This is a genomic window from Muricauda sp. SCSIO 64092, from assembly GCF_023016285.1.
Classification (GTDB): Bacteria; Bacteroidota; Bacteroidia; order Flavobacteriales; family Flavobacteriaceae; genus Croceivirga.
Genome location: NZ_CP095413.1, coordinates 5,608,257 through 5,629,454, shown reverse-complemented (window position 1 = coordinate 5,629,454; position 21,198 = coordinate 5,608,257). Strand labels below are relative to the sequence as shown.

Genomic DNA, 21,198 nt, shown 5'->3' with positions numbered 1-21,198 from the left:
TGGGCCAACACCCAGGTTTTTTTAAGGATTAAAATGAAGCGTATAGATGACCGAAGGCATCTAAAATCAAGGTATCCTGCGTAATGATACATTTATTTAAATGGTCGACGATAAGGGTATTTTGGACCATTTTAAAGTCTCCGCCCCAGTAGTGCTCGTCCAAATCAAAATTACCATCCTCGAGAGTGGCGAGCCAATTGGCTTTTCCCGTCCGTAGATTGATTCCCACAAACTTGTGCTTTGGATATAGTTTCTTGAGTTTGGCCACATGTTTGATGACATTTCTGAAATGCCTTTTTTGATCGGCCGTCCAAAAATAGAAGACCGTATGCTTGTGATGCTTTGATATTTCCTTTAGGGTGGTAACGTTGCCCTCGGTATCCTCTAAGGTCAAATGCGGTAGTTCACTATTGGGTTGCAATCCTTGTATGCCTTTGTACAAATGTTTTATTTCCTGAATATGGGCCGTGTTACTGGATAAGCGTTCAAAGTCTTGGATGAATTTGTCACATTCGTCGTTGGCCATATGTACCTTAAGAAGGTAGTCCATGGCTACATTACGCAAAAGATTGTCCCGTAAATTTTCCTCCTTCACCAAACTATCTATCATGCCCATCTTGTGCTTATTGAGGTGGAGCTGACTTTTTGCCGAGGTAAAATCTTCCATTCCACAATCTTGGGAACATGCCATATAGGAAAGATTGCCAAAATGGTGCTTCACGAAATCGTAATAGGGTCTAAAGTAGCTTAAATCCTTATCATTTAGATTTAGGGAGGAACGATAGTCATAAAAGTTACTATCCAATTCATGGATGGTATCTTCACCCGTTTTCTTTTTGTGATAAAAAGGGTACTTTTCCTTATAGATATAACTATTGTAATCTACGGAGGCCTTTGCTATGGCATAAGCATTACCGGAGATTTCCTCATTGTTCAGCAACAACTCCAGTTCCTCCAGTTTTTGATTCCTAAGGGAATCTATTTTTTGGCTGAATTTTTCCGGGGGAAGTGGAAAGAAAGAATAGACCAGGTGCTCCTCGTCTTCGTAGGTAAGGAACATTTCGATCATAAAATTATTTACTTCCTCATTGTCCCCGGAGAAGACCAGGGATTCATCAAAATAAGCAGGAGAGGCATTCAACCGTATTAAAAGGCTATCCCCTTTTTCAAGAAATACATATTGATATTGTGGGGCATGGTCAAAATGGTGCAGCCCTTCATCAATGGTACTAAGGGTGAAGGAAAATCTATTGTTGTCATCCAATTTTGCCGAATCTACAACGGTTTCGTTCTTGTAGAGCACCACATAATCACTGGTAGGATTCACTATTTCCCCCGCAAAAAAGACCCTGTCGGAGGAAGTAGTATTCTCCGAACATGAAAACTGGACAATAAGGGTAAGAATAAGTAAAAGTCGCTTCATATACCTTTTTGGTAAAGACAAACTTAACCATAGGGAAAAAAGAGGGCTGTTAATGAGCAGTTAAATGTTGTTAAACTGCCGTTTCAAAGGGTGAAAATACATTTTCCTTTGGTTATGTCAAGGTCTCAATTTTAGCTACTTTTGCACAAAATTTAAAAGTAGGTTATGCTTTCAGTATCAAACTTATCCGTACAATTTGGCAAGAGGGTCCTTTTTGATGAGGTGAACGTCTCCTTTACCCAGGGCAATTGCTATGGTATCATTGGGGCAAATGGAGCGGGGAAATCCACTTTTTTGAAGATTATTTCGGGAAAGATGGATGCGACCTCGGGACACGTTCATTTGGAATCGGGAAAGCGCATGTCCGTTTTGGAACAAAATCACAATGCCTATGATGGGTTCCCCATATTGGAATCGGTAGTAATGGGAAACAAACCATTGTTTGAAATAAAAAAACAGATTGATGCCCTTTATGCGGATTATACCGATGAAAATGCCAATAAGATAGGGGAGCTACAGGTCCAGTTTGAGGAAATGGACGGGTGGAATGCCGAAAGTGCCGCTGCCGCCCTGCTATCCAATCTGGGGATTAAGGAGGATCTGCACTACACCATGATGTCCGATCTGGACTCGAAACTGAAAGTGCGCGTATTGTTGGCGCAGGCCTTGTTTGGTAATCCTGATGTGTTGATCATGGATGAGCCAACCAACGATTTGGATTATGAAACCATCAGTTGGCTGGAAAATTTCCTGGCCAATTATGACAATACGGTGATTGTAGTGTCCCATGACAGGCATTTTTTGGATGCGGTTTGCACACATATTGCGGACATTGATTTTGGCAAGATCAATCTGTTCAGTGGGAACTACACTTTCTGGTACGAAAGCAGTCAGTTGGCGGCCAGGCAACGTGCCCAACAGAACAAAAAGGCCGAAGAGAAGGCCAAGGAACTCCAGGAATTTATCCAGCGGTTCAGTGCCAACGTAGCGAAAAGCAAACAGGCAACTTCCCGAAAGAAGATGCTCGAAAAACTCAAGGTGGAGGATATTAAGCCTTCCAGTAGAAGATACCCTGCCCTAATTTTTGAAAGGGAGCGTGAAGCCGGTGACCAAATCCTTAATGTTGAAGGTTTAAGGGCCGTTTCGGAGGATGGTGATCTTCTTTTTGATCAGGTGGACATCAATCTGGCCAAGGGTGACAAGGTGGCCATTATCTCAAAAGACTCCAGGGCAACCACTGCCTTTTATGAAATTATTACGGGGAACCAAAAAGCAAATTCTGGAAAATACCAGTGGGGCATTACCACAACACAGTCCTACCTGCCCGCCAATAACGACAATTACTTTACCCAGGATATTAATTTGGTGGATTGGTTACGCCAATGGACCAAAACGGAAGAGGAACGTGAAGAGGTTTACGTCCGAGGGTTTTTGGGCAAGATGCTTTTTAGTGGGGAAGAGGCCTTAAAGAAATCCACGGTATTGTCCGGAGGCGAAAAAGTACGTTGTATGTTGAGCCGTATGATGCTATTGCGTGCCAATGTACTGTTGTTGGATGAACCTACCAACCACTTGGATTTGGAAAGCATTACGGCCTTTAACAATTCCCTTAAGAATTTTAAAGGGACCGTACTGTTGACCACCCACGACCACGAATTTGTGCATACCGTTGCCAATAGGATCATTGAACTGCCCCCAAAAGGCACCATTGACCGCCACCTAAGCTTTGATGATTACATGACGGACAAGTCCATCAAGGCGCAACGCGAGAAAATGTATGCCGTGCCCGCTTAATGTTGGAGCCGGAGGTTGTTAGGCATTAAAGTACTTACTGTTCCAAATTGCCGGATTGAAATTTTTCCCCAGGGCAAATCCATAAAAGATGACCACGGCACCAATGGATTTGAACATGAAAAAGAAAATCATCCAAAACTCGGCAGAAGTATTGCTCTTGCTAAAAAGCCCGTTGGGGACCAAAAGTGTTGCAAAGTAGCTTATGACCAAAGTGGTCAATGCCAAATTCACAATGCTCTTAAAGGGCCAAACCAATAACTTGCGCAGCGGATGTAGATCATTGCCCCATTTATGGATCAGGTAATAGTATTCATTACCAATGGGGGCAAACAAGAGGGGATCGTCCTTATCCTCCAATTTAAACAGTTTGGAGGGAGCCATAATCTTGAAACCCTTGATTTCCGTGCGGTGTATTTTTTCCAAACGTTTGACCTCGGAAATCGCTTCCTGTGGAATTTTACCCTTAAAATACCTACTGTCCAAAAATCGTAACCGATAGTCGATACAAATCTTTTGTATCTGACTGATGTGGAAAATCCTATGGGACTCCAGTTCATCAAAAATGAACGTATTCGTAGCGGAGTTTTTGGAATCCTTCAATCGTTTTGTGATGTGTTCCTCCTTTTCGGACTCCTTTTTTAGAATTTCATACACGTGGTTAAGGATTTCTTTTTCCGAAATCGTTTTCTCTTTGAGAATGGAAAGTTTTTCCTCAATGTTGGTTTTGTGGAATAGCATTTTCTTCTTCTTTTGTAGCAATTACCTCAAAATTAATCAAAACCTTTTTTTTAACATTGGATGTCACCTGACTTTATGTTAATATTTAGTTAATTTCTATTGGTGGCCAGCTATGTTTATGGAATGTTTTCCGTAAAATGCTATCTTAACGATGTTTTTGAGCGTTTCGTCGATGAGGGGCTGAAAAGACTATATTTTTTGAATTAACGAGACGCTAAGCCTCCATACTATGAAAGTTCCCCAAATCCTATGTTACCTGCTGTGTTGCCTGTGCTGTCATTCCTTGTCCTCCCAAGCGCAATCCCTTTCCAGCCTGCCTTCCGCCGTATATCTGGATGCGGGTAAAACCAGTATTCAAACTTCGTTGAATTCGGATTCGCACAATTTGCTTTTCGCCGTGGTGAAGGCTGTTGATATGGAAGAGGTTTTGGATATGAGCGGACCTTTTACGGTTTTTGCTCCAACCGATAATGCTTTTTCCAAATTTACCCAGGAGGAGTTGGCGGATCTATTCAAGGAAGAAAACAGGAAAAAACTAAAAGCCTTATTGACCTATCATATGGTTGCAGGAAATTTAACCGCCTCAAAAATCCTAAGGGCCATGTGCAGGGGGGAGGGAAGTGCCTCCTTCACCACGGTTCAAGGAAATAAGATCATCGCAACCATGAACGGTACGGATATCGTCTTAACGGATGGCTTGGGAAATCAGGCCAGGATTACCAATGCCGATGGGGACCATAGCAACGGGGTTGTCCATCAAATAGATAGTGTTATATTACCTACAGGTCTGTAGTTTTTCCTTACCTTAAACTGGCCCCTAGTTTTTGTACGTAACTATGTTCCAATTTGGACATGATTTTATCAATTTGCTTATCGGTCAATGTTTTGGAACTATCCTGAAGTGTAAAACTTACGGCATAGGACTTCTTGCCTTCGGGAAGACTTTTTCCTTTATACACATCAAATAAGGATACCTCCTTAAGAAGATTGCGTTCCGTTTGATAGGCCAATTCGTAAATTTCGTTAAAACGGACCTTTTCATCGAGTAACAAGGCAAAATCCCGCTTCACTGCCGGATATTTTGGGATTTCCTGATAGGACACTTCCACTTTGGTGGCAAACCCAAGTAGGGTATCCCAGTCCATGTCCACAAAAAAGACACTTCCTTTTAGGCCTTGTGCATTGGTAATTGACTGTTTTATCAACCCCAATTCCAACAATTGTTTTTTATCCTTTTTCAAAGAAATCCCTTCTGAGAAAATGGTATTGCTGCTCGGTTTTTCCTGAGTCCCTTCCAATCCCAGTCTTACCAAAACGGTATGGACGATACCTTTTAAATAGAAGAAATCCGAGGCTTTTTCCGAAACGTTCCAATGGTCCTCATTGGTGTTTCCCATGGTATAAAGGGCTAAACGGGTCTTTTCCTGAAAACCGCCATCCCGTTTGTGGTATACCTTTCCAAATTCAAAAAACCTTAAATTGGAGGATTTCCGATTTTGGTTGTAGACCAAACTTTGTAGGCCACTGCGCAACATGGAAGTTCGTAATGACGCTAAATCGGCACTCAGCGGGTTTACGATTTCTACTGGAACCCCCGTATTTTCAAAACTGCTTTCCGGGGGGACCAAACTATTGGTCATTATTTCATAAAAACCATTCGAAGCCAGAAAATTGCCTACAATGTTCTGTAATTTATGGTTTTCTACCTTAGGGGTTTTGGCAACGGAAGCATTTATTTTTTCCTTGAAATCGATGTTATTGTAGCCATACACCCTTAGAATTTCCTCAATGACATCCACTTCCCTTTCCACATCGTTTCGGTAGGAAGGAATGGTAAGACCAAGGCCGGCTTCGGTAACGTTATTGATCTTTATTTCCAGGGAGGTTAAAATGGATTTAATGGAATCCCTGGGAATCTCCTGGCCGATCAATCGGTTGATCTTATCAAAGGTCAGGAAAACCTGATGATCCTTTTTCTTTACCGGATAGAGGTCCACTACTTCGGAACTTATTTCACCTCCCGCAACTTCCTTGATTAAGGCAGCGGCCCGTTTTAGTGCATATTCCGTAAGGTTAATGTCAATACCCCGCTCAAAACGGAAAGAAGCATCCGTATTCAAACCATGTCGCTTTGCCGTCTTTCTAATGGAAATGGGATCGAAATAGGCGCTCTCTAAAAATATGGAGGTCGTGTTTTCCGTAACCCCGGAATGGATTCCCCCAAAAACCCCGGCAATACACATGGGTTTTTCGGCGTCACATATCATAAGGTCATCTTCATGAAGCTCGCGCTCCACATTATCCAGGGTAACAAATTTTGTTCCTTTGGGCAAGGTCTGTACAATTACCTTATTGCCCTTTATCCTTGCGGCATCAAAAGCGTGCAAGGGCTGTCCCAATTCGTGCAATACGTAATTGGTGATATCCACTATATTATTGATGGGGACAAGTCCTATGGCCCCCAATCTATTTTTTAGCCAGTCCGGTGACTCTTGGACCAAGATGTCCTTTATGGTAACGCCACAATATCTCGGTGCCAATTCCGCATTGACCACATCAACGTCAATTTTTAAGGCACGGTTGTTGACCAAAAAGTTACTTGTGGAAGGGGTAATCAGCTCTTTTTTGATTTTGTGTTGCTCCAATCCTGCCCTTAAATCCCGTGCCACTCCAAAATGGCTCATAGCATCTGAGCGGTTGGGGGTAAGTCCAATTTCAAATACCCTATCGTTTTCAATTTGGAAGACTTCATCGCAAGGCGTGCCCGGTACAAGGGACTCCTCTAAAACCATGATACCATCATGACCGTGCCCAAGTCCCAATTCGTCTTCGGCACATATCATTCCATGGCTTTCCTCTCCCCGAATCTTGCCCTTTTTGATTTGCCATGCTTCCCCTTCCGGTGTATAAAGTACGGTACCAATAGTGGCCACGGGTACTTTTTGACCTTTGGCTACATTTGGGGCACCACAAACAATTTGAACGGGTTCAACTTGGCCAATATCTACCGAGGTCAGTTTTAGACGGTCTGCATTGGGATGTTTTTCACAGGACAGCACATGACCGACCACTACACCCTTCAATCCACCCTTTACGGACTCAAAAGATTCCACGCCCTCTATCTCCAAACCCAAATTGGTTAGAAGCTCTGCAGTCTTTTCCGCTTCCCAATCGATATGCAAAAATTGTTTGAGCCAGTTGTAAGAAATCTTCATTGCCCGAATTTAAAGTCAGCAAAGATAGGATTTTGGGACCTTACTTTCAACGCATTTGGCATTAGGTTTTTCGGTTTAAAAGTAAGAATGTTCCCATATTTTCGATATTATTGAAAAACTTTTTGAAAATGAAGTATAGAATTTTGGCCCTACTTGTACTGGTCTTTATGGCCTCATGCCAGAAAGAACCAGAAAAAGGGTTGTTGTTGGGGGAGTGGAGAGGCGAAATGCAGGTTTCCAAGGACCAGAGACTGCCCTTTAATTTTGTGGTTTCCAAAGATGCCGAAGGGAGCTTTTTCCTGGAAATACACAATGCCGATGAAGTCATTGTTGTGGATGGGATTTCCATGGAACAGGATTCCATAATCATAAGAATGCCGGTATTTGAGGGCTATATTGCCGGAACTTTTTCAGATACGACCATCAATGGCCTGTTTATCAAGGAAAGTTTGGAACGATATGTCCCTTTTATGGCATCATATGGCGAGCCTGAAAGATTTACCACTATTTCCAAGGCCAAAGTGGATGTCTCCGGTATTTGGGAGACCCATTTTGATTTTGATACCGAAGAACCGTATCCGGCAAAGGGAATATTTTACCAATCAGGAAACACACTTACCGGAACCTTTAGGACCACCACCGGGGATTACCGTTATTTGGAGGGTGTCGTGGATGGTGATTCCCTTAAGCTATCGGCCTTTGATGGTGCCCATGTGTTCCTGTTCATTGCCAAGGTAACGGACAGTACCATGGATGGAACCTTTTTTTCAGGAAATCATTCCGTGGAGAGTTTTAAGGCGAAGCGGAACGCAGCTTTTGAATTGCCCGATGCCAATAGCCTAACCTACCTGAAAGAGGGATATGGGAAGTTTGAATTTTCCTTTCCGGACGTTTCGGGAAAGATGGTTTCCCTAAGCGATGAAAGGTTCCAGGATAAGGTGGTCTTGGTCCAGATTATGGGTACGTGGTGTCCCAACTGTCTGGATGAAACCAGATTCTATGTCGATTATCTTAGGAAGAATCCACATCCCAGGTTGGAGTTTGTGGCTTTGGCCTTTGAATATGCAAAGACCGAAGAAAAGGCGTTTGAGGGAATTGAAAGATTAAAGAACAATGTGGGTGTGGAGTACCCTGTGCTTTTGGCCCAGGTGGGGACCAGTAGTAAGACCAAGGCCAACGAAAAATTGCCCATGCTCAATCATGTACTGTCCTATCCCACTACTATCTACATTGATAGAAAGGGGGAAGTACGCAAAATACATACGGGATTCAATGGTCCGGCCACCGGAGATAAACATTTGGAGTTTCAACAGGAGTTTTCGGAAACCTTGGAGGGATTGCTTGGGGAATAATCAAATAATAGTTGATTTCCCCAGTCCAATATTTTCATCGTTCATGTTCAACCGATGATCATCGTCTACAATGCCATTGGCAATAAAATCACCAACATGATTGGTTCCGTATTTGCTCTTGGGATCCAGGTCCGGGGTCATGATTCCTTTTTGGAGTGATTTGTCCACAGCTTCCCTAACGGCCATAGCTTCCTCAAAAAGTTGAAAATGCTCCAAAAGCATCGCCACTGATAGAATGGAGGCTATCGGATTTGCAATATTTTGACCCTTGGTTTGGGGATAAGAACCGTGTATGGGTTCAAATAGGGCGTTTTCCTCACCAATGGATGCCGAAGCCAGCAGCCCTATGGATCCACCAATGACACTACCTTCGTCCGAAATAATGTCCCCGAACATATTTTCTGTCAAAATAACGTCAAACTGGCTTGGGTTAATGATAATTTGCATGGCAGCGTTATCCACAAAAAGGAAATCCAACCCCACATCTGGGTAGCTTTCACCAATTTTTGTGACCGTTTTACGCCAAAGTCTTGATGACTCAAGCACATTGGCCTTGTCCACAAGAGTGAGTTTATTTTTACGATTTCTAGCTGCTTTGAAGGCCATATGGGCAATTCTGCTGATTTCCTTTTCAGAATACTCACATAGATCGGAGGCTACGGTACCATCTTCACTCAACTTCTTTTCCCCAAAATAAATACCCCCCGTCAATTCCCTGTAGATCGTGAAATCCGTTCCTGTAATCCGTTCCTTTTTTAAAGGGGACCGATCGATTAGGGATGGGAATACCTTTACAGGTCGGATATTGGCAAACAGTCCCAGCTCTTTTCTTAATTGGAGCAATCCATGTACCGGTCGTACCTCGGAATTTGGATCATTGTCATATTTAGGGTCCCCAATTGCACCAAAAAGAACGGCATCGGCATTTTTACAGAGTTGTAAGGTGCTATTGGGTAAAGGTGTTCCGGTTTTATCAATGGCAATGGCACCTACTGGGGCCTCTTTAAATACAAAGTGATGGCCAAAAGCTTCTTCAACGGCTTCCAGACATCTCACCCCTTGTTCCAATACTTCCGGGCCTATTCCATCTCCGGGTAACAATGCGATATTCAAATTCATGGACGGGGTGCTTTACTTTTCAAATGAAGACAAAATCAAGTACCGTTTTGTGGAATAATGGTCAGTGTTTATTAGGTGAATGTGGAAATACTGATATTACTGGTCTCCACAATTTTATGGATGTCAGTATCCAGGATTTCTTTTTTTCGATCGGCGAATTTCAAGAAATTTTCATAGACCACGTCCAATTGGTTCTTGGTCAACTCGTAGCCTACATTTTTTGCCCTGTAGGCCAAAGCTGCCCTACCGCTCCTTGCGGTAAGTACAATGGAGGATTCGTTGACCCCAACATCATGGGGGTCCATGATTTCATAGGTTTCCCTGTTTTTGATGACCCCATCCTGATGAATTCCCGAGCTGTGCGCAAAAGCATTGGAGCCCACTATGGCCTTGTTCGGCTGCACCACCATTCCCATTTTATCGGAAACCATTAAACTGGTATCATACAATAATTTGCTGTTGATGTTGGTGTCCAGGTTCAAATACGGATGTTGGCGCATGATCATGACCACTTCCTCCAAGGAAGTATTCCCCGCACGTTCTCCAATTCCGTTGATGGTACACTCAATTTGACGCGCACCATTGATCACTCCGGAAATGGAATTGGCCGTGGCCAAACCCAGATCATTATGGCAATGGCAAGAGAGGATTGCCTTCTCAATGCCCTTTACGTTTTCCTTTAAATATTTCATTTTGGCACCGTATTCCTCCGGCAGGCAATAGCCTGTGGTGTCCGGAATGTTCAGGACAGTGGCCCCGGCCTTGATGACCGCCTCGCAGACCCTTGCCAGATAGTCATTGTCCGTTCTCCCGGCGTCTTCCGCATAAAACTCAACATCCTCCACAAAACTTTTCGCATATTTCACTGCAGCTACCGCCCTTTCCAAAATATCTTCCCGATTACTTTTGAATTTATGGGTAATGTGGGAGTCCGAAGTACCTATGCCCGTATGTATCCTGGGCCTCTTGGCAGATTTTATGGCCTCAGCAGCAACTTCAATATCTTTCCTCACGGAACGGGTAAGTCCACATACGGTGGCGTTTTTGACCAATTTGGCAATTTCACTGACCGAATTGAAATCACCGGGACTCGATATGGGAAATCCCGCTTCAATAATATCCACCCCCAGTTCGTCCAATCGTTCTGCAATGATCAATTTTTGTTTGGTGTCCAATTTGCAGCCTGGCACTTGTTCGCCATCCCTAAGTGTGGTGTCAAAAATATGTACCTTATCTTTACCCATGATTATCATTGGTTTTACCTAATCTTTACGAAGTTAGAAACACCCTTGGCATAGGTTGTTTTTAAAGTATTTGCGTTACAATGTTGAAGTACACGGAGCTAGGTATAAAATTTTGATAGTCAGTAGTATAATTATATTTTTTTACGATGGTTAGCACCCCCAAGGACAGTCTGTTTGTTTTGGTCAAATCCCTATCAAAGTCAGAAAAAAGACAATTTAAATTGTATGTGGGTAGGTTGGGGGTAAACACGGATGCCAAATTTCTGGCATTGTTCAATTTGTTGGATAAACTGCGATCGTATGATGAGGCACAGATCCTTTCCAGCGGTATTGTGAAAAAAGCACAGTTATCCAATCTTAAAGCGCATCTCTATAAACAAATCCTGATAAGCCTCCGGTTAAACCCTGTGAATCAGAATATTAGGGTGCAGATTAGGGAGCAACTTGATTTTGCCACCATTTTGTATCAAAAGGGACTTTACAAACAGAGCTTAAAACTTTTGGACAAGGCCAAAACCATGGCTATTGAGAATCAGGAGAAAAATGTGGCCTACGAAATTGTTGAGCTCGAAAAAATAATTGAAACCCAATACATAACCCGCAGTATACCGGATAGGGCCGAGGAACTGGCCAACCAGGCCAAAACACTTTCGGAACATAATCTTATGACCAGTAAATTATCCAATCTGTCCCTCCAGTTATATGGAAAAATGCTTAAGGTGGGTTATGTTAGAAATGATGACGATTTAAGGGGCGTTAAGGATTATTTTGAGGCCAATTTGCCCGTTTATACCTTGGATGACTTGGGCTTTAGGGAGAAACTTTGGCTGTACAAAGCACATCTTTGGTACAGTCTATTGACCCAAGATTTCCTTTCCGCCTATAGATATTCCAGTAAATGGGTAGATCTGTTCCACGAAAATGAGGAAATGATTTATTTGAATCCCGTGTTTTATCTCAAGGGTAACCATTACCTTTTGGAATCCTTGTTTTTTGTGAAGTACAGCTCCCAATTTCGGGAAACCCTACAGCAATTGGAAAGGATAGTCTCCAATGATCATTTTCCAAAAAATGACAATATTGCCTCCCTTTCCTTCCTCTATCTGAACAGCAATAAATTAAACCTTCATTTTTTGGAGGGAACCTTTGACAAGGGCCTGTACCTGGTGAATATTATCGAGTATGGTATCAAGAAGCACAGCGATCGAATAGACCAACACCATATCATGCTGCTATATTACAAAATAGCCTGTTTGTACTTTGGTTGTGGCGATCATAAAAATTGCATCGCCTATCTTAAGAAAATCATCAATAACAAGCAGCTTAAAATGCGTGAGGACCTCATGTGCTTTGCCCGGGTACTGAGTTTGGTTGCCCATTATGAGGCAGGAATGGATTATCATCTGGAGGTACAGCTTAAGAGCACTTATAAATTCTTGCTGAAAATGAACGATCTACATGCCGTTCAGCATGAAATGATCAAGTTCTTAAGGAGTTTGGGTGATATTTACCCCACTGAGCTCAAAGGGGAATTTCAAAAACTGTACAACGAATTGAAAAAATATGAAGACCACCCCTATGAGAAAAGGGCTTTCCTGTATCTGGATATTCTATCCTGGTTGGAAAGTCACCTTCAAAATAGGCCAGTGGCGGAAATCATTAGGGAGAAAGCCTTGACCCTAACCAGATAACCATCATTTTGCAGCTAAAAAACCAACCCTTTGCCCACCTTGTTGAAATAAACTTTGCCATGATCTTTATGGGCACTTCGGGTGCTTTGGGAAGATATATTGATTTACCTGTTCCCCTTACCATAGCCCTACGTTCGGTTTTGGCCCTTGTTATTCTCTATGCGTATTGTCGTTATAAAGGTTTTTCCTTTAAAACGGATAAACGGCATCGTTTGCCCATTGTATTGAGTGGTATCTTTTTGGGTGCCCACTGGATAACCTATTTTTATTCCTTACAGCTTTCCAGTGTGGCCATTGGAATGTTATCACTTTTTACCTATCCCATTATTACCTCTTTTCTGGAGCCTTTGATTCTAAAAACCAGGTTTCAAAAGATACATCTGCTACTGGGATTATTGGTCCTTGGGGGAATTTATCTTTTAAATCCGAATCTTGACTTTGAAAATGGCAATACCATCGCCGTAGCGATAGGGATTTTTTCGGCAATCCTGTATTCCCTAAGAAACATCATATTGAAAAACCGTGTAACCGATTACAACGGTTCCAGCCTGATGTGTTTTCAAATGATTGTTATTGTTGTGGTTTTGTTCCCCTTCTTTTTTACCGATGCCATTAACGCGGTACCTGACCAACTGCCCTGGGTTTTTATTTTGGCACTCTTGACCACGGCTATTGGACATACGATGTTTCTGGGCTGTTTCCGCTATTTCTCCATTACGACCATAAGTATCCTTAGTAGTGTCCAACCCATATATGGAATCATTCTTGGTGCCATTTTTTTAAAGGAAATCCCTTCGTTGGTTACCGTGCTCGGGGGAACATTGATTTTGAGTGCAGTGGCCATAGAAAGCCTTCGCACCCAAAAAATGTAAATTTAAGACTGGAAAAAAACAAGTTGCGCCAATGGACCTCGCGGGCAGGGGCAAGTCCATCATCTTTTAACGAACTGAAACCATTGCCAATACCTGTGGTCGTACAAAAATTACGGACATGCCTTCCAAACCGCATCTTCCGGTGGTGGTGCGACAAAGGAAATCGATTGCTTTTTTACCGGGTGCTCCAGGGTAAGTGTCCTGGCGTGCAAGTGTATACTGCCATCTTTATTGCTCCTGGGGGCTCCGTATTTCAAATCTCCCTTAATGGTAGATCCAATCGTGGCCAATTGCGCTCGAATTTGGTGGTGCCGTCCCGTTTTTAGGTCGATTTCCAGGAGCACATGGTTATCCAATTTTTTGATCACTTTATACTCCAAAATTGCCTTCTTGCCATTGGATACCTCCTTGCTATGGGCATACGATTTGTTTTGTTTGGGATTGCGCACCAACCAGTGGACCAAGATATCCCTGTCTTTGGGCGGTGTCCGGGTTACTACGGCCCAATACACTTTCTTCGTTTTCCCTTCGGAGAACAACTTGTTCAGGCGTGGCAAGGCCTTGGAAGTTTTGGCAAAGACCAGAATTCCCGAAGTAGGCCTGTCCAGTCGGTGTACAACTCCCAAGTAGACATTTCCAGGTTTGTCATACTTGGTTTTGAGATAGGTTTTGACTACGTCGGATAAGGGAACATCTCCTGTTTTATCCCCTTGTACAATGTCACCTGGACGTTTATTGACAACAATTAAGTGATTGTCTTCGAATAGCACATGAAGGTTACTATGGGTGGAACGAACGGACAAGGACATTCTATTTTGGTGCTATTGTTTTAATAGCTTTCGTCCTCACTTGGAAAACTCTTGCTCTTTACGTCGGTGACATAATTCCCGATAGCAGCACCCATTTCGTCATAAAGATTCATATAGCGCCTTAGGAACCGGGGATTGAACTCATGGGTCATACCCAATAAATCGTGTACCACAAGTACCTGGCCATCGACTCCGCCACCCGCTCCAATACCAATGACCGGAATCGTCAGGCTTTCCGCAACCTCTTTGGCCAATTGGGCCGGAATTTTTTCAAGGACCACACCAAAACAACCAATTTTCTCGAGCATCTTAGCGTCCTCTTTGAGTTTTTTGGCTTCGGCCTCTTCCTTGGCCCGAACAGTATAGGTGCCGAACTTATAAATGGACTGTGGCGTCAATCCCAAATGTCCCATAACGGGAATCCCCGCCTGTATGATTCGCTTAACGGAATCCTTGATTTCCACGCCTCCTTCGACCTTAACGGCGTGTGCCCCGCTTTCCTTCATGATTCGAATTGCGGAACGCAAGGCCCCCTTACTGTCACTTTGATAACTTCCGAAGGGGATATCCACAACTACCAAAGCCCTTTTAGCGGCCTTTACCACCGAAGAGGCATGGTAAATCATCTGGTCCAGGGTAATGGGCAATGTGGTTTCGTGACCGGCCATGACATTGCTGGCCGAATCACCCACTAAAATGACGTCCACATTGGCGGAATCCACAATTTTTGCCATGGAATAATCGTAGGCGGTGAGCATGGAAATTTTTTCACCATTTTGTTTCATTTCCACAAGCGATTTTACCGTTACGCGCTTGTATTCTTTTTTGGCGGTGGACATATAGAACAGGTTTATGCCCTAAATGTAATTAGTTTTGGTTAATTTGACCATCAATCAAAAAATTGAATGGCATGAGATATGGAATTTTAATACTGGTGGCCTTTTTTCTGAACCTACCTATTGGTAATGCCCAAGATGCTGAAAAGGAAGCGGTCAAGAAAGTGGTAGAAGGGTTTTTTGAGGCTTTTCATAAGCAGGATTCCCTAGGGATGAAAAGTTTTGTTGGCGATAATGTCGTTTTGCAAACGACGGGACGCAACAAAGAGGGTAAAACCATGTTAAGGACCACACCGATTGGAAAACTGTATGAATCCATTGTGAGTATTCCCGATAGTGTCTCCTTTGAGGAAAAACTAACCTCATGGAACATCCAAGTAGATCGTACCATGGCCAATGCCTGGGTCGGATATGAATTTTGGTTAAATGGAAATTTCAGTCATTGCGGGATCAATTCCTTTCAAATGGTAGATTTTGATGGGCAATGGAAAATCATTTATTTGATTGACACAAGGGGTAGGGCAGGGTGTTTGGAGGAATGAGCCCCGCTTTCCCTTAACTTTTCCCAGACTATGTAAAAGGATATCCCTTTACCAATCGTTATTTTCCAAATTCGGGGAAGTATTGCCCTCACGAATTGCCCGGGACAAATTGTCAAAGGTCAACATAGCCCTGCCATGGGCCTTGTAAAAAGCCTTGCCCATCATCGTCTTGTTCAACCCTGCTGGGTTTATGGGAAATTCACGATTTATTTTGGTTGAGGTGACCAGGGGTAATTCGCCATCCGCAATATCAATTTCCTCTTTATCGTAAGCCGTTAGGGTCAACAAAATTCGGGTTCTCCCTTCCTTTACATCGATCCGAACAATATGCCAGCAATGGATGTGTGTGGAATTGAGAAAAAAACTGCCAATGTGGACATCTTCGTAGATTCCTTTGACCACTATTCTTCCCAATTCCTTGTCTTGTGTTATGTCCAGGGGTTCCCCTTCATGTCCGTATAAAAAATAGCTAAGTGCCCTGTGGTAAATTTCGTCTTTGGAAAGATGGGATAGTTCCAGTATTCGTTGATACGTAATATTGCCGGAATCATCCAAGGACCATTCGCCTTCGATGCTTTCCAACATTTTTTTTGTCTTTTTGGTCTGTGCGGTCGTGGTTACCGAAACAAGCAGTAGAATAGCCAGAAAGAGACTTCTTACCATTTTAATCGTTTCCCAAAGAATATCAAAACCTGTGCCGAACCCACGTAATAGGCTAGCGAAATATGAGCAGATTTTATGCCCTTATAGGTCCTTAATTTTTTTACAGGGATTTCCGTAGGCCAGGACATTGTCCGGAAGACTTTTGGTGACCACGCTGCCCGCACCAATGGTAACGTTGTTTCCAATGGTTACCCCGGGAAAAATCACGGAATTTCCCCCAATCCAAACATTGTCGCCAATGACCACAGGTTTGGTTGATGTTACGTAACTGTTCCCATGGCCTTCCTCAACGATTCTTTCCGATGCCCTTAACGGATGCGTGGCCGTATAGATCTGTACGTAGGGGGCAATCAATCCATTTTTCCCTATGGAAATGGTATTGTCGTCCAAAAAAATGCAATTGGTGTTGATAAAGGTATTTTCCCCAATAGTGATGTTTTCGCCATAATCGCAGTAAAATGGGGTTTCGATCCAAACTCCTTTTCCCTTGCCACCCAATAAGTCATGTAATATCCGTTCACGTTCCGCAGTTAGTTCCGAATCCAGTGCGTTGTATGCGTTTAAAAGTTTTCGGGCCCTATGGTACATACCCAACAATTCCGCATCCCTTGAATTATAACGCTCCCCTTTGAGCATTTTCTCCTTTTCCGTCATGGTGGATTTAAATAGTACCCTAAAGGTAACCCTTCTACGGACAAGACATAGGGAATTGTCATAGTTATGACCGTTTGGTCCATGAATTGCCACCTGTGGTTGTGGAAAATTCCCTTTGCATAAAATCGATTGGTTGTTGTACCCAAAGACAGGATTATGAATGGGTAAAAGCATAGTGGGATGGAAACCGCCCACTATGCTTATATGGTATTGGAAATCCTGTTCGCTAGTGCTTTTTATGCCCAGGTTCCCATATGAGGCGTATAAAGGAACTCAATCTTTGATTTTCCCTACTTACCGGGATGCCGCCCACTATCCCTAGCAGTAGGTTATCGGCAATGCCCAAACGCATTTGCGGTCGTAAGGTCATGTCAAAATCACCGCTGGCAAACGTCTTGTTGAATTCCACACCAATAAAGTTTCTGGTACCTGAAATCATATAATGAAAACTGGTATTGGCATCATAGGCCATGTGAAATTTGGAAGTGCTAAAGTCCTGTTCGATCATTGGTCCGGTGTAGAGCAATGAATGAAAATTAGTTCCCCAACGTTTGGCGATTACCAAAAATGGATTGTAGACATTTCCTTTAATGAAAGGCCTGCCAAAGTTCCTAAAATCCGACAACTCAAATTCATTGATATATCCAAGGGCCATTGAGGTAGCCATGGGTTCGCTTACAAAGAATGACCATTGTATGGCCATTTTAATGCTGTTCAATTGATTTGAAGGAACTGAATCCCTCGCCGTTCCATTTACGGCTGAATATAAAGTAAAGGGCAATTCAATTTCCAGACCCAACCGGTCTATGGGAGCCCATTCGTATTCTATTAAGGCCTCATAGGAATCAAATTTTAAGTTATCGGTCAACCCCAGGCCTATATTCCACTCTTTTTCTCCTTTTCGGGCACCCAAATCACGTATCAGGTCAATGTATAGGGGCTCTGCGTGCAAAACCTTATGGGGTTCTTTATGGTCTTCCACATGTTGGATATATAGGCTATCCTTTTCGGATTTGGTGATCTGTGCAATGGAATAGGTGGAAGATGCCAATACCAGTATTGGCAGTATTACTGTTTTTATTTTCATTTTTGATTTGTTTTTTAAGCATTATGTATTCATCCCACCACTATATAGCGGTAGGAATCGGTTAGTGTGTAAAACAAATCAGGCTTTGGGCGGAGGAGTATCGAATCGATGGAAACCGCTGGTCAGATAAGCGGTATGATTCGGAAAATTTTGCTTGACCATTTCGTGGAAAGGTCTTTTTATATTGGATTTGGTGTGGTATTGGGTAATCAAGTCTATTTTGACATTGGTCTTCTTGTTGTGGTCTTCCGTATCAGGGTCATCATATTCCTCAAAGGCATCTTCGTAACCTAGAATTTTCTCAAAGACAATTTCAATAATACTCTCCTGATCATTGATTGACAGGTCTTCTGGAATATGCTCCGGATTGGGATCAGCCGAGTCAACGCTTATGTTCAACAGATAAAGCCCCATAAATCCCCAAAGGATTTTGGTAAATGCGCTATTTCTCAATTGGGCAAACACCATTCAAAAGTAACGCTCTTTTATCGTTTTTCATATGATTAACCAGAAGCACCGGTGGTTTCAAAGGGAAAACAGTTGGTTTTGGGAAATTATACGATGTCAGCGATTTTGAGCAAAATGTTTAGGAAAAGTAATCAACCATAGTTTCTACCCGTGTTCCATTTAATGGTTTCTTTTCTTGGGCATTTTTTCATTCAGAAATATGGTGGCCCATTTTTCAACTGTTTTATGTTGTTTTCGCCAAGAATTCCATGCATTCAATGCCCACCTTTTACACAGTTCAAAATGCTTTTCCGGGTCTTCATTGTCCCAAATATCAAAAATGGTCAAACCCTCAAATTCTTCGGGTCTTTCTAAGGGATGGACCACTTCGTTTGTTGTATTGAATTCCGCAAATTTCATTTTGATTTCAGCCGACTTTTCCAAGTCATAGTTTTTTTCAAAAAGGAAGTATAAGCTCACCAAGTGGATTCCAACGGAGTTTATTGCCTTTTTATTTGAAATTTCTCCAGGATGTTGAACTGCATAGGAATCAACCGTATAGTGATTCGCCTTTGCATATCCAAAGTCCGAATATTCTCGTGCAAGCACCTCCTTGAACATTTCATAACAACCTGGGGATGCCAACATATATTTATGACATTCACCTTTAAAATTGAGTGACTTTGCCCCACATGAAAAGCATGGTACGTATTCTTCCATTAATGCCAGGATGTTTTCCCTATCGTTATCGTTTCACCTTATGTTTTATCCCTTCCCTTTCCATGAGCTCAAGACCATAGTTTCGTATGGTTTCAATAATTGGAATTGCGGTTCTTCCCTTTTCCGTGATGGAATACTCCACTTTTGGAGGTACTACCGGGTATACTTTTCTATGGATAAACCCTTCGGCTTCCAGTTGCCGTAATTGTGTGGTAAGCATTTTGTCCGTAATGTGGGGAATGTCCTTCTTCAGTTCACCAAAACGGAATATCCGTTCCTTCAATCGCCAAAGAATCGGCATTTTCCAGGTTCCCCCAATTCGGTCCATAGCAAATTCTACCGGATTGTAATACACCTTGTTGTTATAAATGAAATCTGGCATGTTCCATTGATTTTATTAATACTTTCCAAAAAGTAAGTACCATTCTATTTGGTAAGTATATTGCTAAAGGTAAGTAATAAAAATAGATTTGTATTCAACTGTAAAGTGCAGAACATGAAATTAAGTTTTTACTGCATTAGGGCATTAAATCCCATGTGGTATCCCTAATCAGGAAGTAACCAGAATAAAACGATAATGGAATCAATTGTAAAAGAAAAAAATAGTTACGTGCATGCACACGGTATGCCGTACAAAGGAAAAATCCTTATGGTGGTCAGTAGTCCAACAGTTTCTGAACAAACGGGTTGGCCCATCGGGTTTTGGGCTGCGGAATTGACCCACCCCTTGTACGTTTTCCAAGAAGCGGGTTATGAAATTGAATTGGCCTCAACGGAAGGCGGGAAAATAGTTATGGACGGCTATTCCAATCCTACTGATGAAAGTGGATATGCTGCGCATGATGTCATCTCATTGGGTTATATGCAGTTGGATTGGTTCAATCAAATGTTGGAAAGCACCAAAAAGCTTACAGACGTAAGCAGAAATGGGTATGACGCCATTTTTTTGGTCGGCGGACAAGGTCCCATGTATACCTTTAGGGGAAATCACAATTTGGAAAAATTGTTTGCCGATTTTTATGAATCGGGTAAACCCAGTGCTGCTGTATGTCATGCAACCACACTTTTGTTGGACGCTAAAAAATCAAATGGAAAACATATCGTGGAACACAAAACGTGGACGGGTTTCGCAAATGCGGAAGAAGCCTATGCGGATAAGGCCGTTGGGCAGAAAATACAGCCGTATTGGATAGAAGAAGAAGCCAAAAAATTACCGAACACAAACTTTAAAACAGCTACACCTTTTAGTTCCTTTGCGATTGCAGACGGAAATCTCATAACGGGTCAGCAACAAAATTCAGGAGTAGCAGTGGCAGGAATGGTGGTTCAACAATTATCCAAGTAAGATGAAATTAGCATTTATAGGTATTGGCAAGGTAGGGTTTGCATTGGCCAATAATTTTCAGCAAAGTGGACATGACATCATCATAGCCCATGATGATGTCACCAGCAATAGTGTGCTAAGGGCACAGGAAAGGAATCCTTCATTCCAGGTATTTCCCATTCAAGAAGCCATAACTACAGCCGACGTAATCTTTTTGGCCATCCCATTTAATAGTACGGAAGCGCTATTAAAACCCTTGGATTTTGGAGACAAGATTTTGGTGGACTGTACCAATCCCGTGGGAGCGGGTATCTCCCATGGTTTGGGAAGTAAGGTTTCAGGAGCGGAAAAAATTCAGGAATGGACCTCCAATGCCAAAGTGGTTAAATCGTACACCATTTATGGTTTCGAGAATTTGGAGAATCCTGTTTTTCCCAATTACGGTGTCAAACCCGTAATGCCTATTTCTGGGAATGATGTAAACAGCAAGGCTGTGGTAAGTACCCTAAATTCAGATTTGGGATTTGAAACATTGGATGTTGGGGACTTGTCCCAATCCCTTCATTTGGAACATATGACCTTGCTTTGGGTCAAAATGGTTCGAGCCAACGGACACCATCCAAATTTTACCTGGGCCTATTTGGAACGCTAATTGCGTATGGAAATAC

21 protein-coding genes are annotated in these 21,198 nt (G+C 42.6%); 8 read left to right on the top strand and 13 right to left on the bottom strand.

Going from position 1 to position 21,198, the window contains the following annotated elements; genetic code table 11:
• Positions 1–28: 28 nt before the first annotated feature.
• Positions 29–1,423 (bottom strand): TlpA family protein disulfide reductase, encoded by a 1,395-nt coding sequence (locus L0P88_RS23600; protein ID WP_247132546.1) that lies wholly within the window; start codon positions 1,421–1,423, stop codon positions 29–31.
• Positions 1,424–1,588: 165 nt separating this feature from the next.
• Between L0P88_RS23600 and L0P88_RS23595 the strand changes: the two genes are divergently transcribed.
• Complete coding sequence (locus L0P88_RS23595; RefSeq protein ID WP_247132545.1) at positions 1,589–3,217, top strand: ABC-F family ATP-binding cassette domain-containing protein; 1,629 nt, start codon at positions 1,589–1,591, stop codon at positions 3,215–3,217.
• 18 nt (positions 3,218–3,235) lie between these two features.
• Here the strand turns inward: L0P88_RS23595 and L0P88_RS23590 are convergent, their stop codons facing one another.
• Positions 3,236–3,955 (bottom strand): hypothetical protein, encoded by a 720-nt coding sequence (locus L0P88_RS23590; protein ID WP_247132544.1) that lies wholly within the window; start codon positions 3,953–3,955, stop codon positions 3,236–3,238.
• Positions 3,956–4,184: 229 nt separating this feature from the next.
• On the opposite strand from L0P88_RS23590, the gene L0P88_RS23585 reads away from it, so the two are divergent.
• A complete protein-coding gene (locus L0P88_RS23585) occupies positions 4,185–4,748 on the top strand; it encodes a fasciclin domain-containing protein (RefSeq protein ID WP_247132543.1) in 564 nt (187 codons plus the stop codon).
• Positions 4,749–4,755: 7 nt separating this feature from the next.
• On the opposite strand, the gene pheT is transcribed toward L0P88_RS23585, so the two are convergent.
• Positions 4,756–7,170, bottom strand: coding sequence for a phenylalanine--tRNA ligase subunit beta (gene pheT / locus L0P88_RS23580; protein WP_247132542.1), 2,415 nt, complete (start codon positions 7,168–7,170; stop codon positions 4,756–4,758).
• A gap of 128 nt (positions 7,171–7,298) precedes the next feature.
• Here pheT and L0P88_RS23575 point away from each other — a divergent pair, with 128 nt between their 5' ends.
• On the top strand, positions 7,299–8,522 hold the full coding sequence (locus L0P88_RS23575) for a peroxiredoxin family protein (protein WP_247132541.1): 1,224 nt from the start codon (positions 7,299–7,301) through the stop codon (positions 8,520–8,522).
• Here L0P88_RS23575 and leuB read toward each other — a convergent pair whose 3' ends face one another.
• Positions 8,523–9,641, bottom strand: a complete 1,119-nt coding sequence (leuB, locus tag L0P88_RS23570; protein ID WP_247132540.1) for a 3-isopropylmalate dehydrogenase — start codon at positions 9,639–9,641, stop codon at positions 8,523–8,525. It abuts the gene before it with no gap.
• A 71-nt stretch (positions 9,642–9,712) separates the two neighbouring features.
• The gene (locus tag L0P88_RS23565; RefSeq protein ID WP_247132539.1) at positions 9,713–10,885 is read right to left on the bottom strand and encodes a 2-isopropylmalate synthase; all 1,173 of its coding nucleotides are present in this window, start codon (positions 10,883–10,885) and stop codon (positions 9,713–9,715) included.
• A 146-nt stretch (positions 10,886–11,031) separates the two neighbouring features.
• On the opposite strand from L0P88_RS23565, the gene L0P88_RS23560 reads away from it, so the two are divergent.
• Positions 11,032–12,576, top strand: coding sequence for a hypothetical protein (locus L0P88_RS23560; protein WP_247132538.1), 1,545 nt, complete (start codon positions 11,032–11,034; stop codon positions 12,574–12,576).
• Between the two features lie 8 nt (positions 12,577–12,584).
• Entirely contained in the window at positions 12,585–13,448 is an 864-nt protein-coding gene (locus L0P88_RS23555; RefSeq protein WP_247132537.1) for a DMT family transporter, read from the top strand.
• A gap of 110 nt (positions 13,449–13,558) precedes the next feature.
• Here the strand turns inward: L0P88_RS23555 and L0P88_RS23550 are convergent, their stop codons facing one another.
• Together L0P88_RS23550 and panB are read right to left on the bottom strand one after the other, a co-directional pair.
• A complete protein-coding gene (locus tag L0P88_RS23550; RefSeq protein WP_247132536.1) occupies positions 13,559–14,257 on the bottom strand; it encodes an RluA family pseudouridine synthase in 699 nt (232 codons plus the stop codon).
• Positions 14,258–14,277: 20 nt separating this feature from the next.
• Positions 14,278–15,096, bottom strand: a complete 819-nt coding sequence (gene panB, locus L0P88_RS23545; protein WP_247132535.1) for a 3-methyl-2-oxobutanoate hydroxymethyltransferase — start codon at positions 15,094–15,096, stop codon at positions 14,278–14,280.
• Between the two features lie 71 nt (positions 15,097–15,167).
• On the opposite strand from panB, the gene L0P88_RS23540 reads away from it, so the two are divergent.
• A complete protein-coding gene (locus L0P88_RS23540; protein ID WP_247132534.1) occupies positions 15,168–15,635 on the top strand; it encodes a nuclear transport factor 2 family protein in 468 nt (155 codons plus the stop codon).
• 48 nt (positions 15,636–15,683) lie between these two features.
• Here L0P88_RS23540 and L0P88_RS23535 read toward each other — a convergent pair whose 3' ends face one another.
• The 6 genes from L0P88_RS23535 to L0P88_RS23510 all read right to left on the bottom strand — a co-directional run bounded on the left by L0P88_RS23535 (position 15,684) and on the right by L0P88_RS23510 (position 19,588).
• Positions 15,684–16,298, bottom strand: coding sequence for a DUF4468 domain-containing protein (locus L0P88_RS23535; protein ID WP_247132533.1), 615 nt, complete (start codon positions 16,296–16,298; stop codon positions 15,684–15,686).
• A gap of 81 nt (positions 16,299–16,379) precedes the next feature.
• Complete coding sequence (locus L0P88_RS23530) at positions 16,380–16,952, bottom strand: sugar O-acetyltransferase (RefSeq protein ID WP_247134919.1); 573 nt, start codon at positions 16,950–16,952, stop codon at positions 16,380–16,382.
• A 226-nt stretch (positions 16,953–17,178) separates the two neighbouring features.
• A complete protein-coding gene (locus tag L0P88_RS23525) occupies positions 17,179–18,039 on the bottom strand; it encodes an HAEPLYID family protein (RefSeq protein WP_247132532.1) in 861 nt (286 codons plus the stop codon).
• A 78-nt stretch (positions 18,040–18,117) separates the two neighbouring features.
• Positions 18,118–18,453 (bottom strand): hypothetical protein, encoded by a 336-nt coding sequence (locus L0P88_RS23520; protein ID WP_247132531.1) that lies wholly within the window; start codon positions 18,451–18,453, stop codon positions 18,118–18,120.
• Between the two features lie 213 nt (positions 18,454–18,666).
• The gene (locus L0P88_RS23515) at positions 18,667–19,206 is read right to left on the bottom strand and encodes a DUF5946 family protein (RefSeq protein ID WP_247132530.1); all 540 of its coding nucleotides are present in this window, start codon (positions 19,204–19,206) and stop codon (positions 18,667–18,669) included.
• 25 nt (positions 19,207–19,231) lie between these two features.
• Positions 19,232–19,588, bottom strand: a complete 357-nt coding sequence (locus L0P88_RS23510; protein ID WP_409557702.1) for a winged helix-turn-helix transcriptional regulator — start codon at positions 19,586–19,588, stop codon at positions 19,232–19,234.
• A 195-nt stretch (positions 19,589–19,783) separates the two neighbouring features.
• On the opposite strand from L0P88_RS23510, the gene L0P88_RS23505 reads away from it, so the two are divergent.
• Positions 19,784–20,551, top strand: coding sequence for a type 1 glutamine amidotransferase domain-containing protein (locus L0P88_RS23505; protein WP_247132529.1), 768 nt, complete (start codon positions 19,784–19,786; stop codon positions 20,549–20,551).
• Between the two features lies 1 nt (position 20,552).
• Positions 20,553–21,182, top strand: a complete 630-nt coding sequence (locus L0P88_RS23500; protein ID WP_247132528.1) for an NADPH-dependent F420 reductase — start codon at positions 20,553–20,555, stop codon at positions 21,180–21,182.
• Positions 21,183–21,198: the final 16 nt, after the last annotated feature.